Genomic DNA, 18,323 nt, shown 5'->3' with positions numbered 1-18,323 from the left:
ACAAATTACTTTGTGAACCCTCATTTGCTAACCTGCTTTTTTCGTGTCGCTATGATACTCGATTATTGGTTTTCCTGATCCTTCAACAGAATCTTTTGTAACGATTACTTTTTTGATTGATTCGTCTGAAGGTATATCGAACATGACATCCATCATGACGTCTTCGATGATCGACCGCAAACCGCGTGCGCCTGTATTACGAGCAATAGCTTTGTCGGCGATTGCATTCAACGCATCCTCATCAAACGTTAGCTCTGTCTCATCATAAGAAAGTAATTTTTGATACTGCTTAACCAACGCATTTTTAGGTTCAGTCAAAATACGAACCAAATCTTCTGTCGTTAGTTTTTCTAACGCTGTTGTCACTGGCAAACGTCCGATGAATTCTGGAATCAAACCGAATTTCAATAAGTCTTCTGGAATGATCTGTTGCATAATACTTTCATCATCTGCAATTTTTTTATTATTGGTCCCAAAACCAATCGTTTTTTCTCCTAGTCGGTTTTTAACGATTGCTTCGATGCCATCAAATGCCCCGCCAACGATGAACAAAATATTGGTTGTATCGATTTGAATAAATTCTTGGTGTGGATGTTTGCGGCCGCCCTGCGGTGGAACGCTAGCAACAGTCCCTTCAAGAATTTTAAGCAATGCTTGTTGGACACCTTCACCTGACACATCACGCGTAATTGAGACATTCTCACTCTTACGGGTAATCTTATCAATTTCATCAATGTAGATGATTCCTTTTTCAGCACGCTCAACATTATAATCTGCTGCTTGTAATAGCTTTAATAGGATATTCTCTACATCTTCACCGACATACCCCGCTTCGGTTAAACTAGTAGCATCTGCGATTGCAAATGGTACATTTAGCGTTCTAGCCAAAGTTTGTGCCAAGAAAGTTTTCCCTGAACCTGTTGGTCCAATCAAACAAATGTTACTCTTTTGCAATTCAACTTCATCTATCTCATCTGCTTCAGCATTCACTCGTTTATAATGGTTGTACACCGCAACTGATAACGCTTTTTTAGCACGGTCTTGCCCAATCACATATTGGTTTAGTACATCTAATAATTCTTTGGGTTTTGGTACATCAATAAACTCACGAATCGCTTCTTCATGAAATTCTTCATCTATGATCTCTTTACAAAGGTCAATACATTCATTACAAATATAAACTCCGGGACCCGCGACAACTTTTTTTACTTCTTCTTGGGTCTTTCCACAAAATGAACAGCGGACTGTTTCACCTGCGCCTGTGCTTTCATACATGGTTTTCACCTCTTGTTTCTTTCTCTACAAGTGTTTCCACGATTGCAGTCTTTATCTATAATAACACAAAGCCTTGAAAAGACAAAGAATCCAAGAAAATTTAAAAAGAATTTCTAAAGAAAAAAGTTCTCGAAAAATCGAGAACTTTTTGTCTATTTTGCGTACCAAGCCAATCCCTCATAACGCCAACCATGTTTAACTAAATTATTCTTTTCATTGGTATTGAGCGTATAATGATGGGCTCCTGCTTTGGCATTGGGATTATATAAGCGATGCAGTTTATTCGAGCCACCTGAATACCAAGAGATTCCTTCATAACGCCAGCCTTTTTTGACTAGATTGTCTTTTTCATATGAATTCAATGTGTAATGATGATCTCCTGCATTTGGATTATACAAGCGATAAACTGGATTACCTGATGTCGGCCCATTCCAGCCAATCCCTTCATACTTCCAACCGTGCTTGACTAAATTATTCTTTTCAGCAACGTTTTGTGTGTAAAAATGTTCGCCGCTGTTGGGATTATACAAGCGATGCATCTGGACACTCGTCGTCGGTGTCGTTACTGGATTGCTGAATATCCCCGTGTAATCGGCATTAATATCGAAGGTCCCATTGATTCCAGGAAATGACAAGCGTGAAGACCATTGCCAAGAACCATATTGTGTATAGAGATTTGTAGTTGAAAGATTGTATGGATAAGCCGCTACCCAAATATTTTTATTTCCAATCGTTCCTGCATTGATCCGTCCAGATGTTAACCAGCTTAACCCGATATAATGTCGAACGTTTCCATACCCTAGAGCTTTTAACCGATTTTCAAAAGCTTTTGAGTTGTTTGTATGATTGCCTTTACCAAGAATCTGTGGTTCTTCTATATCGTTGACCAATACTGTGCTGTTGCTGAGCCCAAATCTTTTGGCAGCAGCAGCAAAATAATTTGCTTCTGCGATTGCCTGTGCATCACTAGTAAACCAACTATAATGATAAGCAGAAACTTTCATTCCAGCGGCCTTAGCATTATTAATCTGCTCTTGAGCATTGGGATTTGTATAGCTTGTAGCTTCGGTTAACTTAACGACAACTCCTATGATTCCATAACTCTTCATTTTTTGGAAATTTGCGACAGAAATTGTTCCGTTATGAGAAGAGATATCAATGAAATTTTTACTCGGTGTATTTGTGTTTGTCACAGAAACTGCTGGTAGTGCCGAATATAATTGCAGTGTGGGATAAAGATCTGAACGTCCGCTTGGCAAAGACATCGTCCCGTCAGCAGTCTCCATTTGTGTTTGCGGAATAGCTTCTTCTGCACTTTCTGTCTGTTCTGTTGTTTCTGCTGTTATTTGTTCGGCTGCCGAGCTGTCAACAGTTTCCTCGCTAGTAACTGCTGTCGTTACTGTTTGTTCAAGGCTTCCTTGACTTTCTTCTGCTAACACCGTTGTAGCGTAACTTAAACTTAAAATCGTTAAAAAGCTTAGTCCTAAAAATTTTTTCTTCATATTCTCCTCCTTATTATTCAAAAATATTAACTATGAATTATATTTTTTATTCATTTACTTTTACCATTAGTTTAATAACACCAAATTTAATCATTTATTTGAAGTTTTTTTGTTATATTAAACCAAAAAAGCATATATTTTATCTCTGAACACAAAAAGTATGTAGTACGAATTTCGTACTACATACTTAACGTCAACTTATCAGGTTCCATTTCATCAAAGGAACGGCTCGGTGACTTATTTTTCTACAGCTGTTCCAGTTACTAGCTCAACTGCTTTTTTCATTTTGATGTCATGTTCTAACATATCTTCTGTTAGGACACGGCGGATTTGTTCTTCTGGCATTTGATACATGTCAGCTAATTCTTTGATTTCTTTTGCGATGTCTTCTTCAGAAGCTTCGATTTTTTCTGCTTCAACGATTGATTCCATCACTAAGTTTGTTTTCACACGGTTTTCAGCTTCGCCTTCAAATTGTGTATGAAGATCTTCTTCTGTTGAACCAGTTAATTGATAGTACATTTCTGGAGAGATTCCTTGACGTTGCATGTTGTTTAGGAATTCATCCATTGAACGATGTACTTCATCATGAACCATTACATGTGGAAGCTCAACGATTTCTGCATTTTCTACTGCTTGTTTGATTGCTGCTTCGTCTTTAGCTTCTTTGCCAGCTTCTTCTTTTTGTTTTGTTAATTCATCACGATATTTTGCTTTTAATTCATCCAAAGAATTTACTTCTTCATCAACATCTTTTGCAAAATCATCATCTAATTCAGGTAATTCTTTTGCTTTTACTTCATGGATTGTTACTTTAAAGATTGCTTCTTTACCAGCTAGATCTTCTGCTTGATAGTCTTCTGGGAAAGTAACTGTTACGTCTAAACTTTCGCCAGCTTTATGTCCAACTAATTGTTCTTCAAAACCAGGAATGAATGAACCAGAACCTAATTCAAGTGAGTAGTTTTCGCCTTTGCCGCCTTCGAATGCTTCGTCGCCGACAAAACCTTCAAAATCAATGACTGTTGTGTCGCCATTTTCAGCTGCTTCATCTTCTTTGATCACTAATTCAGCTTGAGATTCTTGTTCTGATTTCAAACGAGCATCTACATCAGCATCAGTTACTTCTACGTCTTGTTTAGGAACTTCTAATTCTTTGTAGTCGCCTAATTTTACTTCAGGTTTGACAGTCACTTCAGCTTTGATTACCCAAGCTTCGCCTTTTTCCATACTGTCTACATCAATTTTGGGTTGAGAGACTGGATCGATGCCAGCTTCTTTTACAGCTGCTTCATAAGCTGTTGGCAATACGTCATTTAGAGCATCTTCATACAAAGCTTCTTCCCCATACATCCGATTGAATACTTGGCGAGAGACTTTGCCTTTACGGAAGCCAGGTACATTAAGATTTTTTTTCACTTTGTTGAATGCATTGGTTAATCCTTTTTGAATCTCAGTTTGTTCAATTGAAAATGTTAACACACCATCATTGGTGCCTGTTTTTTCAAAATTTACAGTCACGTTTGTTCCCTCCGAATACTAATATACTTGCATTTTGCATACCATTAAATATTACACTACTGATTGTGAAATGTAAATATAAAGCTTTTGTTCTCGGTATTTTTTAATGGTAATCAATCATCAGTCGTTTGATTATTTCACGAATCTCTTCAATATTTTTATCCAGGGATTCGGCTTGATTCAAATACTCAGATAAATAACTGGCAATCCACGCTTCTGGTTTCAAATAAGAATTTTGTAGCGGATATAAAAAAGCCATTTCTAATTTGACTTGTTCTAAGATATTTGCTAAAAAAACTGGATCCTCATCTTCTAACTGTTCAGCTAATCCTACTTCGATTTTATTTTGCAACCCTTCTGAAAAATCTATTTCCGTTGGTGATAGCTCCACAATCTCAGCTTGAATCGTTAAGTAGCGGACTTTATCCACTGTCCCTATACGTGCCAAACTTTCAAATAAATAACTACGAACCAGCGGTGCTACTTTAGGATCAACCATAAAATTTTCTGCCAGCACTCTAAGGCGCTCTTCCGGAAGCTGTTTGACTGTACGAACGAGCAGCAACTGCTCCATCGTAGATACTTTTGGTAATTGATGAAGTTGTACTTCCAGTTGTTTCAGCATAGTTTGTTGTTGTCTTTGGTGGAACAACTCTTGATCATCGATCCGCATCAACCAACGGTCATTTTGTTCTTCAGTCAATGATTTAGTTTTTTTTGCCCGCCATAAAAATTCTCGTGCGACGAAAAAACGTTTAGCTGACGTTTGGACTTGCAAGTACAAATCGACCGTCTCTGCTGACTCAAGATAGCTCTCACTAGCTTCGTCCGCGTATTCTAGGGCTTCAGTAACTTTCCCTTGTTCTAATGCTAAACTTACGATCAATCGATTCAATTTCGCCGAAGGATTCTTTTGATAAGCTAATTGATAATTGACTAAGGCTTGCAGATAATCACCTGAAGAAAAGGCTTCTTCTGCCAGTGCTAAATAATAATGATCATTATTAGGAAAATCTATCGGATTCATAATTGACTAAAATCCTCTCTAGCTGCTAATAGATTTATTGTTACTACACTAGTATCGGAAAAATAATCACCAATGTGTTGTTTGTTCGCTGTAAAAATCGTTACGAGGTACCCTAGCATAAAAAATGAGCCCCGCAGAACAAAACGACAAGCTCCTTCTCGAATAAGAACTGTTTGCCAGCTTAATTTTTCTTCATTAAAACAAACAACTTGAATCCCAAAAGCCATCTTTCCAATCGTTTGTCCATGATTCAACTTTGTCAACAAAATAAAATACGCTAAATAAATAACTACACTTAATGATCCATAGACACTTATTAATCCTGCATCTTTCGGCCACTCCATTAAATTTGCAGGCAGTCCCAACAAAATTCCTGTCACTGCTGAGATACACAATAAATCCAACAAGTAGGCAAATAGACGTATCCAAAAACCGGCATAAAAATAATCCGGGTATTGATGAAATTTTAGACGCTTCTTTTTTTTATTCAGTAACTGTGTTACAGGTCCTACAGCTGGTTTTTGCTGGATTTCTTCTTTCATGTCTACTCACCTCCATAAAGATACATCGCTTTAGGCGCTTGAGGGGTACCAACACTTTCAACGATATTTCTGACCAATTCTTCCTGTGAAGGTTTGATTCCTTGAAGTTCTGCTAAACTGTTTCCTAACCAAGTATTCATGAAATTAGTTGCACCACTTGTATAGGACACGACTTTTGCATCACTTAGATCTTTATCTTTCTTCAATGCCCGCAATGCTTGATCAGGATACCCGATTTCATCCACTAGACCATTTTCCAGCGCTTGTGTCCCATCATAGATTCGTCCATCAGCTAATTTACGTACGTTTTCTTCATCCATATTGCGTCCCTCAGCAACATTTTTAACAAAACGACTATACATACTATCCACAAAACCTTGCAGCACTTCTTTGTCTTCCTTCGTTTGAGGTCGAGAGGAAGAACCGATATCTTTTAATGCCCCGCTCTTGATTGTCGTATCACTGATTCCAAGCTTTTCCATCAAACCAGAATAATTCATGCTAGACATAATCACACCGATTGAACCGGTCATCGTATCTTCAGTAGCGTAAATCCGATCTGAATTAGCCGCAATGTAATAACCGCCACTAGCTGCTTGACTTTCCATCGAAGTATAAATAGGGATTTTTTTTGTTTTTTGGAGCTCTTTTAGAGCGCGAGTGATCTCTGCCGTTTCATAGACCGCTCCTCCTGGAGAATTGATTTCTAACAAAATCCCTTTGACCTGTGAGTCTTTTTTGATCTTTGCTAATTGCTTCATAAATAATTCATGGTTGTAGCCGCCACTAGCGAATAACCCGCTGGAGCCATCATCAATAATGGCTCCTTCGACTGTTAGTTTGACAATTTTTTCATTAGTTGAACCGGCTTCTTCAGTTTTTTCTTGTATGCCATTTGTGCCATACAACAACTCATTGACTTGACTAAGTTCTTTTTTTTCGTCATTTTTACTGCCGATAGCAGATGATACCACTGATAAAATCAATACTATCGCCGCAATCCCAATAGCTACCCAGCGTCTCTTGTTCATGTTTTCCCTCCTAATCTTTTAAAACAGGTCTAACTTTCAATTTTAATACAAATTACGAATCACCAATACTTTTTCTACTGGGCCTTCACCTTTCATTTTTTCCGCTTTTTCTAATAGAGAGTACCCGCCAAATAATTCATGGGTTAAAGGATCTTCTATTTTAAACGCTTGTGCTTCTTCAATACTCAAAGCATCCGGATTGATCTCTTGAATGCTGTCCCAACCGGTATCTAAAAATATTTTAGTATCATCGGTGATTTCTGAATCATCTGTAAACTGCGTTAAAAATTTGCGCAATTCCCCGACTGTCAGATTTTCTGGTTGATTCATTTAAATTTCCTCCTCTTTTTTTGTAACAATTGTTGGTATAGATCCTTCGCTGAACTAACTCGTCCAAACAGCGAGCTCTTCCCGCTACAAAAATATTCTGTAACTAACTACTCTTCTATTCTACCTTATTCTCCTACCAGATGAAATGTGAAAGCAAGATAGCCGTCCATATCAATTTCACAAATTACATATATACCAATTAGTTAAAAATTAAAAAATATTTGACTAAAATGAAAGTTTATATTATATTAATCCTTGTTTCCGATATTAAAACAAAAAAATCTTAAATGTACCAATAAGATAGCGCCAGACCTTTTTTGAAGGTGACGAGGGAGAAGTTTATCGAAGGATTCGGCGGATAACTTCAGGGTTGCTGTACTCTACAGATCATTACAAATACTTTATAAAAGAACAAAAAATGATCAGACAGTTCGGAAACAGATAATGCTAAGAAAGTAGGAAGACATTATGTGTGGAATCGTAGGAATTGTAGGAAATGAGCAAGCAACAAAGATTTTAGTTAAAGGATTGGAAAAATTAGAATATCGCGGGTATGACTCTGCAGGTATTTTTGTAGCAGATCAAAAAGAAGATTTTTTGATCAAATCACAAGGACGCATCAAAGAATTAGCCGATAAAATCGGAGAAAACGTTCATGGCACAATCGGGATCGGTCATACACGTTGGGCAACCCATGGTGAACCAAGCGAAGAAAACGCGCATCCCCATACTTCACAAAGTAAACGCTTTGTATTGGTCCATAATGGTGTCATTGAAAATTATGACGAATTGAAGAAAAAATATTTGGCAAAGGATACTTTTTACGGTGAGACTGATACAGAAATAGCAGTTCATCTAATTGAATATTTCGCAGATCAAGGACTTACTACGAAAGAAGCTTTCCGAAAAGCTTTGAAAGAAATTCACGGTTCTTACGCTTTTGGTTTGATTGATAAAAATGATCGTGAAACTATCTACGTCGGAAAAAACAAAAGTCCATTATTGATTGGATTAGGTGATGGATTTAATGTCGTCTGCAGTGATGCAATGGCTATGTTAGAACAAACGAATCAATTCGTTGAGATCAACGACGGTGAGATGGTCATCGTAACCAAAGATCAGATTGAGATTGAAGACGAAAACGGCAATGAGATTCAACGAGCACCTTATGAAGCAAAAATCGATCTTTCTGATATGGAAAAAGGCACGTATCCTTATTACATGTTAAAAGAAATCGATGAACAGCCAGCTACAATGCGCCGGATCATCAGTGAATACACTGATGAAACAGGAACTGTCGTTATTGATAACGCACTATTACAAAGTTTATTAGAAACTGACCGTATTTATATTGTCGCTTGCGGAACTAGCAACAACGCCGGCTGGGCAAGTAAACAGATCATTGAAGGCTTAGCTGATATTCCTGTGGAGATTCATTTATCTAGTGAATTTGGTTATAACATGCCTTTACTTTCAAAAAAACCATTCTTTATCTATTTAACACAAAGCGGTGAAACAGCCGACAGCCGTCAAGTACTAGTAAAAACTAATGAACTAGGACACCCTTCGCTTACCATAACAAACGTTGCTGGTTCAACATTGTCACGAGAAGCAAGCTATACGATGCTGTTGCACGCTGGTCCAGAAATTGCGGTAGCTTCTACTAAAGCGTATACAGCTCAGATTGCAGCTTTAACTGTCTTAGCCAAAGCCGTGGGCCAAGCCAAAGGAAACTCAGCTGCCAAAGAATTTGATTTGACAAAAGAACTAGGAATCGCAGCAAACGCGATGGATGTCATGATCTCTGAAAAATCAATGATCGAAGAAATTGCTAAAAATTATTTGGCAACAACTCGTAATGCTTTTTATATCGGACGTTCAGAAGACTATTACGTCTCTATGGAAGTCGCATTGAAATTAAAGGAAATTTCCTATATCCAAGCAGAAGGTTTTGCAGCGGGAGAATTGAAACATGGTACGATTGCTTTAGTTGAAGAAGGAACACCAGTTATTGGGATTATTACCGAAGCAGTGACTGCTCCACATACACGTGGAAACTTACGAGAAGTAGAAAGCCGCGGTGCTCATACTTTAGTCATCGTTTCCGAAGAATTGAGCAAAGAAGGCGATCAAATTATCTTGCCTGTCGTCCATCAATTCTTACGTCCCCTTGTTTCTGTTATCCCTGGTCAATTGATTGCATATTATGCAACCTTACAACGCGGATATGATGTTGACAAACCACGTAACTTAGCAAAATCAGTCACAGTTGAATAACAAAAAAAGGTTGAGAATTCTCAACCTTTTTTTGTTTGCTATAAATGTAATCGTTATTGTTCAGCTGTTTTCAGCAAAACGTAAAATAATCTAAATTATTTTATATTCAGGTGTATAGTCTTGAATGAAACTGAAAACAGATTCTACGAGGAGCCTTTTATGAATAAATTGTTTTATCAACCTGTCAACTTAAGAAAAGTGATTCTTGCTACAGTACTTATATTTTTAGGCCTGTTCGGATTATTGTATGGCCCTACTTATCTGGGGATTTTCTCAGTTGCGCTAACAAGTTATCTAGCCTTTATTTTAGTTTTTGGCGTCCCTTTAACAAACCATTTATTTTCCAAACCAATCCGACCAATAAAAATCAGCTTAATTTATTTTCCTTTGAATTGGGTTGTAAGTTTAGTGGCTGGATTCATTTTAACTTATCTTTTAGGTTGGCAGCTACAAGGAAACCTCGTAACTGATCATCCGAGTTTACTCTTGATTTTTACTCTCCCAATCATGTTACTTGGTGAAGAATTATTCTCACTATTCTTTTTAAGTATTTTTTCCAGTAGATTTAGTCTGACGGTCTCCAGTATTCTCTCAGCAATTATTTTTGGCTTGATTCACTTTTCTACTTATTATAATGGAAATAGTTTTGAAACCCTTGTTCACATCTGTTTAATTCAAGGGAGTGCACGACTGATCTTTAATCAAGCTGCAATAAAGAGTAACTCACTCTGGACTAGTTGGATGGTTCATGTTCTTTTTGATTTTTCTTCTATCGTTATTTCAATCCTTCCACAATTATTCAACTAATAAACTATATAAAAGAACCGTTCCGTAAAATCCGGAACGGTTCTTTTTGCTTAATCTAAGCCGATTTCTTCACGAACAACTGCTGCAATTTTTTCAACATAGTATTCAACTTTTTCATCCGTTGGCGCTTCAGCCATTACACGTAATAACGGTTCAGTTCCTGAAGGGCGAACCAAGATTCGTCCATTACCGGCCATTTCTGCTTCTGCTTCTTCAATCGCTTTTTTGATAGCCGGCACATCCATTGCACCATATTTATCACTCACACGAATGTTAACCAATTTTTGCGGATAGATCGTTACTTCACTAGCTAGCTCAGAAAGCTTTTTGCCAGTTTGTTTCATGATGTTCAATAATTGAACGCCTGTCAACATACCATCGCCAGTCGTATTATAATCCAAGAACAATACATGGCCGGATTGTTCACCGCCAAGATTGTACTCATTTTTACGCATTTCTTCAACAACATAGCGGTCACCGACTTGAGTGACAACATCAGCTAAGCCGATTTCTTCGATTGCTTTATGGAAGCCTAAATTACTCATGACCGTAGTTACTACCGTATCTTTTTTCAATCGTTTACGTTCAGCTAGATATTTTGCACAGATAAACATAATCCGATCGCCATCAACGATATTTCCTAACTCATCTACAGCGATCACTCGATCACCATCGCCATCAAAAGCTAGACCGGCATCTGCACCTTTTTCAACAACCATTTGTGCTAATGCTTCTGGATGGGTCGAACCAACACCTGCATTAATATTCAAACCGTTGGGCGATGTTCCCATCGTATAAAAATCTGTTTCTAAGTCTGCAAATAAACGATCGACACTTGTTGAAGTGGCTCCATTTGCCGCATCGACACAAACTGTCAAGCCTGATAAATCACCTGAAATTGTTTGGACCAAAAATTGTGAATATTTCAATAGTCCTTCATGGAACTCGTCTAATGTTCCGAGACCTTCAGCTGATGGTCTTGGCAAGGTATCTTCTGCAGCATCAATCAATGCTTCGATCTCAGCTTCTTGTTCATCGACCAATTTGAAGCCATCACCACCAAAGAACTTGATCCCATTGTCTTCTGCAGGATTGTGAGAAGCAGAAATCATGACTCCAGCAGAAGCTTTTTGTAATCTCGTCAAATAAGCGACACCTGGTGTTGAAATAACACCTAATTGGAATACTTCGATCCCAACAGATAACAATCCTGAGATCAAAGCTGTTTCTAATAACTCGCCAGAAATACGTGTATCACGCCCGACTAAAACTCGCGGACGTTCTTCACTGTTATGATGCTGGCTTAATACATATCCGCCGCATCGACCTAATTTAAATGCTAATTCAGGCGTTAGCTCCTTGTTTGCAATTCCTCGTACGCCATCTGTTCCAAAATATTTACCCATTAACTTATATTTCCCTTCTCCAACTAGTTAGTTGATCGGTCTGTCGTTTCTTCTTGATTATTCATGATTTGAGTCGAACTTGTTTCAGAAGTTTCCGAAGACTCATTTGGATTTCCTGTCGTTTCTGTTGTCGACGAACTAGAATGATCCGTGCTACTAGTTGTTGTTTCTTTTGATTTTTTGAATACCGGTGTCACTTGCGCATTCACCGTTTTAGGATTGACTTGGTAATTTCCAGCTATTGGTATATCGATCAATTTTTTTACCGTTCCTTGTAATTGACTAACATCAACTGGAACACCAATACTATCGATTGGATCAATTACTGATTGTGCACCGGTGATTGTTGCCTTTGAACGATTCAAATCGATTTTAACGCTTTCGATAGTTGAAGGCAATTTTCCTTCTTGAATCGGATAAAGCGATACCTCTTTACTTGGTGTCTGAATTTCAAAATTGACCGTTACATTTTGCGGACTAGCTTGAATTGGTAACGCCTCGCCAGTTGCACTCAAAGCTTGAACTGTTGCTTGGATACCCTCTTGTTCTGCTGTTAGTTTGCTGCTATCTACAGAAGCGACTACTCGATCAATCTCATTCATGGTAGTTTCACCAGTTGTGATCTCAACTTTTTCCGGTTGAACTGACATCTGACCAATTTCCAGACCACTACTATTGGTTGTGCTGCTTAAGATTGGTGAGACCTCAAATTCTTTTTTAACCTTTTTTTCGATTGTCACTGAGATAGTCTCTGGTTCGATGGTCGCAAAAAGTGAACTAGCCAAATTTTTGGTTTTTAAATGAACTTCATGGGTTCCTGGTGATAATTTTGTTAAATCAGCGACCACACTAAAGTTTCGCGTATCTTGATCAATTTCTCGATTTAATTGGATTCGATTTGCACCGCTTAACTTAACCGAGACATTCGATGAGAAGCCATGAACAAAATATTCATCTGAATCATATAAAACATTGATTGGAACATTTTGCAGTACCTCTTCATACGTTGCTTCTGAAGAAATCAACTGACTAAAATTTTGACTATTTACATTAAAAAATAAAATCAAACTAAACACTAAAGAAATCAGCATGTACGGTGCATTGCTTTTTTTAAATTTAATTCTCATTTTTGGCCTCCTTTAGTCAACCCTTCTAAAAAGGTTTGCAAGAGACTCTTTTTACCGATATTTTTTTCATCAGGCAATAATTCTCGCCGCATCACAGCCAAGTACTCTTCTTGTGACAAATCATGAAGAAAATCATTGTTCAATGTGATACTGACTCCGCCTGTTTCCTCCGAGACAATAAATGTCAGTGCATCACTGACTTCACTGATACCTACTGCGGCTCGATGACGTGTCCCGAATTCTTTTGGGATCAACATACTGTCTGAAAGAGGTAAATACGCTGACGCAACCGCGATTTTTCCATTTCTAACAATCACAGCGCCGTCATGTAAAGGCGTATTCGGAATAAAGATATTGATCAATAATTCTCCGGTGATATCCGCATCCAAATCAATTCCTGTTTCAATGTATTCTTCCAATCCTGTAAAACGTTGGACCGTTACTAATGCGCCGATCTTTCTTTTGGACATGTATTGAATCGCTTTATCAAACGCTAGGATCATTCGCTCATCATCTCGTTCTTCTTTTTTAGTTGATTTAAAGAATGAACTACGTCCCAAATGTTCCAGCCCGCGTCGAACTTCTGGTTGAAAGATTACGATTGCTGCAATCACACCATATGTGATGATTTGGTTCATCAGCCATGACAATGTATGCAGCCCGATCAATTCAGCCACGATTCGAATCCCAATAAAAATCGCCACACCTTTAATCAATTGGACAGCTTTTGTTCCGCGAACAAGTTCAAACAAACGATAGATCAAAAACCAGACAACAACTATATCTAAAAGGTTGACGATAATATCCCAGGTTGAAAGATTCTCAGAAAAAAAGCTAAGCCAATATTCCGGTTTGAATAACTCAATTAGACGATTAGGCATAGATAACCTCTCTTTCTATCCAAAATTCTCTACAATTATACCACAGTGGTACAGGTCTAGCATAAAATTTGAACAAGAAAAAAGAGCCTTAGTAACCTAAGGCTCATAAAACTTATTTGCTGCGTTTTTCTGCTCGGGCAGCTCTGCGTGCTGCGCGACGTGCTTCTGCTTCAGGATCAACGGTACGTTCACGTTTTGGTTTGGCATCGGCTGCCACACCAACTGCGACTTTTGTTCCTTCCAGTTTTGCACGAATCTTTTCTTCTTGTCCAGCTAAACGTGCATAGTTATAAAAGCGAGTCTGAGCGTCATCTACTGTCTTTTGGTACAGTCGTTGCGCATCATCAGGCTGAATTCTTTCTAATGCTGAAAAGCGTGTTTGTTGTTTCATAAAACCAATCATATGATCGAAGTTTGGTTTCTTATAATCCAATGACATCGGATTTTTTCCTTTTTCACGTTGTGCAGGATTAAAGCGATACAATGACCAGTAACCAGAGCTAACCGCCTCTTGGGCTTCTTTCAATGTTTGGCTCATACCGCCGCGCAATCCATGATTGATACATGGTGTATAAGCAATCACTAGTGAAGGTCCAGGGAATTTCTCCGCCTCTTCTAAAGCTTTAATTGTTTGCATTTGATTGGCACCTGAGGCAATTTGTGCTACGTATACATTGCCATAAGTCATAGCCATCATACCTAAATCTTTTTTAGATTGGTATTTACCGCCGGCAGAGAATTTTGCAATTGCTGAAGCTGGCGTTGCTTTTGATGTTTGACCACCAGTATTAGAATAAACTTCATTGTCCATGACTAAAATATTTACATCAGCGCCACTAGCTAAGATATGATCGATACCGCCAAAACCGATATCGTATGCCCAACCATCGCCACCAAACATCCATTGACTCGTTTTGACGAATAAATCACGATCATCATAGATCTCAGCTAGTTTAGGATCTGTTGAACCTTCAGCCTCAAGAGCTGCAGTTAGTTTTGTTGCTCGTTGCTGTGTTCCTTCAGATTCAAACATATGATCCATCCAGTCTTCCATCAGTTCACGTAATGGTTCTGAAACACTGTCTAAAACATCGTTGATTTTATCAGCCAACTCTTTTCTTCGTGTCTGATTGGCTAAAAACATTCCATAGCCATATTCAGCATTGTCTTCAAACAATGAATTTGACCAAGCAGGACCTTGTCCTTTTTCATTGGTCGTATATGGGCTGACAGGGGCTGCTGCTCCCCAGATAGACGAACAGCCGGTCGCATTAGCAATCATCATACGGTCACCAAACATTTGTGTCATTAATTTGACATACGGTGTTTCTCCGCAACCAGAGCATGCACCTGAAAATTCAAGTAATGGTTGATTGAATTGAGAACCTAAAACAGAATTTGTTTTAGCAGGATTTTCTTTTTGTCTTAATGTCATTGAAAAGGCCCAGTTGATTGCTTGTTCTTTTTCTTCTTCGTATGGTTTCATAACTAATGCTTTGTCTTTTGCAGGACAAGCTTCAACACACAGACCACAACCGGTACAATCTTCTACTGAGACTTGGATGCGGTATTTCATGCCATCAGCTCCGCGCATCTCACGAACGATGTAGCCTTCTGGCGCCTCTTCCATCTCTTCATCATCTGCTAAAAATGGACGTATCGCTGCATGAGGACAAACAAAGGAACATTCATTACACATAGTACACCGATCACTGATCCAGTGAGGAACTTCTAGTGCTACTCCACGTTTTTCAAATTTCGCTGTTCCAGTAGGAATCGTTCCATCTGTCATTCCGTTAGCTACAAGATCATTGACTGTCAAATCATTTCCTTGTTGTGAGTTGATTGGTTCAACGATTTGTTCCACATATTGAGAAACTGGTGTTTTACGTACTTTTTCAGGAATCTCAACAGTCCGCCAAGTTTCAGGAACTTGTACTTGGTGTAATAACTCGACCGTCTGTTCAATTGCTGCAATGTTCTTTTCAACGATTTCTAAGGATTTCCGACGATAACTTTTATCAGCTTCTGCTTTTAAAATCGGCAAAACCTCATCAAATGGAATAATCCCTGTTAGTTTAAAGAATGCTGTTTCCATCACCGTGTTGATGCGAGAACCAAGTCCGACTTCCATTGCTAATTTTGCTGCATTGATCGTATAAAATTTAATATCATTTTCAGCGATATAACGTTTCATTTTTGCAGGCAGCAACTTATCGATCTGAGCATCGCTCCACATTGAATTCATCAGAAAGACTCCGCCAGGCTTTAACCCTTTCAATAAGTCATACGTATGAATATAAGCCGGCGTGTGACAGGCGATAAAGTCTGCACGCTCAACAAGATAGGTCGAACGGATCGGCGTATCACCAAAACGCAAATGAGAAACAGTTAGACCGCCAGATTTTTTTGAGTCATAACTGAAATAGCCTTGAGCATATTTATCTGTATGATCCCCAATAATTTTGATGGCTGACTTATTCGCTCCGACAGTTCCATCTGAGCCAAATCCCCAGAATTTCGCTTGGAAAGTATTAGGATTGGTTAAATCAATCACTTCTTTCTTTTCCAACGACATATTCGTCACATCGTCAACGATTCCTATAGTAAAGCGTTTCTTCGCTGTTTTTTTGTCTTTCAGCAGTTCATCATAGACCGAAATAATCTGATCAGGCGTAACATCTTTTGAACCTAATCCGAAACGTCCGCCGATTACTTTAGGACGAACATCAGCTTCATACATCACACTTTGGACATCTAATAAAAGTGGTTCTCCGTCTGCTCCTGGTTCTTTTGATCGATCTAAGACCGCAATCGATTTAACTGTATCAGGCAGTTTTTCCAAAAAGTTTTCTGTTGGGAACGGACGATACAAATGGATATTCAAAAAGCCAACTTTACGGCCGCTAGCATTTAAATAGTCTACTGTTTGTTCGATTGTCTGAGCCACTGAGCCCATCGCAACAATGATCTCTTCTGCATCTTCTGCACCATAATAAGTGACAAGATCATAATTAGTCCCGCGCAACTTGTTGATTTCAAACATATATTTTTGAACGATTGCAGGTAATTCGTCATAATAACGATTGACTGTTTCCCGTTGTTGAAAATGAACATCAGGATTTTGATTAGTCCCGCTGATCATTGGATGATTAGGGTTCATACTGCGTTTACGGAAAGCTCTTAATTTTTCTTGATTGACTAAAGGAGCCAATTCTTCATAATCAAGTACTTCTACTTTTTGAATCTCATGGCTTGTCCGAAAACCATCAAAAAAATTCATAAAAGGCAGACTACCTTCAATTGCAGCGAGGTGTGCAACTGCAGATAAGTCCATCACTTCTTGCACACTGCTTTCTTGCAGCATTGCAAAACCTGTTTGACGAGCGGCCATAACATCGCCATGGTCACCAAAGATATTTAAGGCATTCGTCGTAACTGCACGACTAGCAACATGGAATACACCTGGCAGTAATTCGCCCGCGATTTTATACATATTAGGGATCATCAATAACAAGCCTTGTGAAGCTGTATAAGTTGTTGTCAGTGCTCCTGTTTTCAACGCGCCATGAACAACACCAGCCGCACCTGCTTCTGATTGCATTTCTGTAATCGATACAGGTTGACCAAATATATTTTTCTTTCCTTGGGATGCCCACTGATCCACAAGTTCAGCCATCGTCGAGCTAGGAGTGATTGGATAAATTGCGGCTAACTCCGTGAATGCATAGGAAATATAAGCAGCTGCTGTATTTCCATCCATCGTTTTTTTCTTACGCATGTTTCTCCTCCTTAATTTATATAATACTATCAGACTGTAAAAAGTCTTTCGCTTCCTTGATTGATACTAGACCAGTTGAATACTTGTAATTAAATAAAAAAACAGAGTTCTCTTTCATTTAATTCCTTGAGAGCTATTAAAATAATCTCTGTATGATCATTACTATAACGCCTTCATTATAAACCAACCTGGCATAATTTCAAACCTAGGTTTTAGGCTTTTTCACTTATTTATGTGAAAAATTTTGTTTTCTACTGTTTTTTTTGTACACTGATAAAAGAGAGGATGTGTCTTTTTATGGATATTTCGATTATTAAAGCAGAGTTCGTTAATGACTTCAATGGGATAAAGATTGGTTCAAACACTGCACCGAAACGTTTGATTGAATTTCTCAATCTCCGTTGTCCTTATTGCAAGCAGTGGTTTGTAGAATCTTCTGACACTTTAAACCAAGCAGTTGCCGAAGGAAAAATTCAGCGTGTCATTAAATTATTAGATAAAGATAAAATCAGTTTGCAGCGCGGCAATATCATGCATGAATACATTAGTTCTGATCCTAAGAAAGCTTTGTTCCAAATACAACAGGCCTTTGAAACACAAGAGATTTGGGGCGATTTCGAATTAGAGGCTGTTGCGGCCTATGCCGAAAAAAATTTACACCTTACTCAACAAGCAAATCAAAACTTGCAGCAAGAAATACGCAACGAAGCAGAACAGGCTAATATCAACTTCGTCCCAACAATTATTTTAGGTGAACATATCTTTGACGAAGCAATCGATGAAACGACCTTACATTCCTATATTGCTGAATAGCAA

At 38.3% G+C, this 18,323-nt stretch carries 14 protein-coding genes; 3 read left to right on the top strand and 11 right to left on the bottom strand.

Annotation, left to right across the window (positions count from 1 at the left end; all coding sequences use genetic code 11):
• Positions 1-27: 27 nt before the first annotated feature.
• The 7 genes from clpX to P7D84_RS06240 form a co-directional block, all read right to left on the bottom strand.
• Entirely contained in the window at positions 28-1,275 is a 1,248-nt protein-coding gene (clpX, locus tag P7D84_RS06270; RefSeq protein ID WP_137603388.1) for an ATP-dependent Clp protease ATP-binding subunit ClpX, read from the bottom strand.
• Between the two features lie 152 nt (positions 1,276-1,427).
• The gene (locus P7D84_RS06265; RefSeq protein WP_311805578.1) at positions 1,428-2,777 is read right to left on the bottom strand and encodes a GH25 family lysozyme; all 1,350 of its coding nucleotides are present in this window, start codon (positions 2,775-2,777) and stop codon (positions 1,428-1,430) included.
• 237 nt (positions 2,778-3,014) lie between these two features.
• On the bottom strand, positions 3,015-4,298 hold the full coding sequence (gene tig / locus P7D84_RS06260; protein ID WP_137603389.1) for a trigger factor: 1,284 nt from the start codon (positions 4,296-4,298) through the stop codon (positions 3,015-3,017).
• A 103-nt stretch (positions 4,299-4,401) separates the two neighbouring features.
• Positions 4,402-5,325 (bottom strand): tetratricopeptide repeat protein, encoded by a 924-nt coding sequence (locus P7D84_RS06255; protein ID WP_311805576.1) that lies wholly within the window; start codon positions 5,323-5,325, stop codon positions 4,402-4,404.
• Complete coding sequence (locus P7D84_RS06250; RefSeq protein WP_311805575.1) at positions 5,322-5,867, bottom strand: RDD family protein; 546 nt, start codon at positions 5,865-5,867, stop codon at positions 5,322-5,324. Before P7D84_RS06250 ends, P7D84_RS06255 begins: the two co-directional genes overlap by 4 nt.
• A 2-nt stretch (positions 5,868-5,869) precedes the next feature.
• Complete coding sequence (gene sppA / locus P7D84_RS06245) at positions 5,870-6,898, bottom strand: signal peptide peptidase SppA (RefSeq protein ID WP_311805574.1); 1,029 nt, start codon at positions 6,896-6,898, stop codon at positions 5,870-5,872.
• A 42-nt stretch (positions 6,899-6,940) separates the two neighbouring features.
• Positions 6,941-7,228, bottom strand: a complete 288-nt coding sequence (locus P7D84_RS06240) for a hypothetical protein (protein WP_311805572.1) — start codon at positions 7,226-7,228, stop codon at positions 6,941-6,943.
• Positions 7,229-7,696: 468 nt separating this feature from the next.
• Between P7D84_RS06240 and glmS the strand changes: the two genes are divergently transcribed.
• Together glmS and P7D84_RS06230 are read left to right on the top strand one after the other, a co-directional pair.
• On the top strand, positions 7,697-9,505 hold the full coding sequence (glmS, locus tag P7D84_RS06235; protein WP_311805570.1) for a glutamine--fructose-6-phosphate transaminase (isomerizing): 1,809 nt from the start codon (positions 7,697-7,699) through the stop codon (positions 9,503-9,505).
• 159 nt (positions 9,506-9,664) lie between these two features.
• Positions 9,665-10,312, top strand: coding sequence for a CPBP family glutamic-type intramembrane protease (locus tag P7D84_RS06230; protein WP_311805568.1), 648 nt, complete (start codon positions 9,665-9,667; stop codon positions 10,310-10,312).
• A gap of 50 nt (positions 10,313-10,362) precedes the next feature.
• Here P7D84_RS06230 and glmM read toward each other — a convergent pair whose 3' ends face one another.
• The 4 genes from glmM to nifJ all read right to left on the bottom strand — a co-directional run bounded on the left by glmM (position 10,363) and on the right by nifJ (position 17,507).
• A complete protein-coding gene (glmM, locus tag P7D84_RS06225; RefSeq protein WP_311805566.1) occupies positions 10,363-11,718 on the bottom strand; it encodes a phosphoglucosamine mutase in 1,356 nt (451 codons plus the stop codon).
• Between the two features lie 23 nt (positions 11,719-11,741).
• The gene (locus P7D84_RS06220) at positions 11,742-12,845 is read right to left on the bottom strand and encodes a CdaR family protein (protein WP_311805564.1); all 1,104 of its coding nucleotides are present in this window, start codon (positions 12,843-12,845) and stop codon (positions 11,742-11,744) included.
• Positions 12,842-13,726, bottom strand: coding sequence for a diadenylate cyclase CdaA (cdaA, locus tag P7D84_RS06215; RefSeq protein WP_137603398.1), 885 nt, complete (start codon positions 13,724-13,726; stop codon positions 12,842-12,844). The genes P7D84_RS06220 and cdaA overlap by 4 nt, the downstream gene beginning before the upstream one ends.
• Positions 13,727-13,838: 112 nt before the next feature.
• The gene (gene nifJ, locus P7D84_RS06210; protein WP_311805563.1) at positions 13,839-17,507 is read right to left on the bottom strand and encodes a pyruvate:ferredoxin (flavodoxin) oxidoreductase; all 3,669 of its coding nucleotides are present in this window, start codon (positions 17,505-17,507) and stop codon (positions 13,839-13,841) included.
• Between the two features lie 297 nt (positions 17,508-17,804).
• Here nifJ and P7D84_RS06205 point away from each other — a divergent pair, with 297 nt between their 5' ends.
• Positions 17,805-18,320, top strand: coding sequence for a thioredoxin domain-containing protein (locus P7D84_RS06205; protein WP_137603400.1), 516 nt, complete (start codon positions 17,805-17,807; stop codon positions 18,318-18,320).
• Positions 18,321-18,323 lie beyond the last annotated feature (3 nt).

The organism is Enterococcus dongliensis (genome assembly GCF_031927985.1).
Lineage (GTDB): Bacteria > Bacillota > Bacilli > Lactobacillales > Enterococcaceae > Enterococcus_A > Enterococcus_A dongliensis.
Note: the sequence above shows the minus strand (reverse complement) of the source record. Positions and strands in the feature narration are given on the sequence as shown.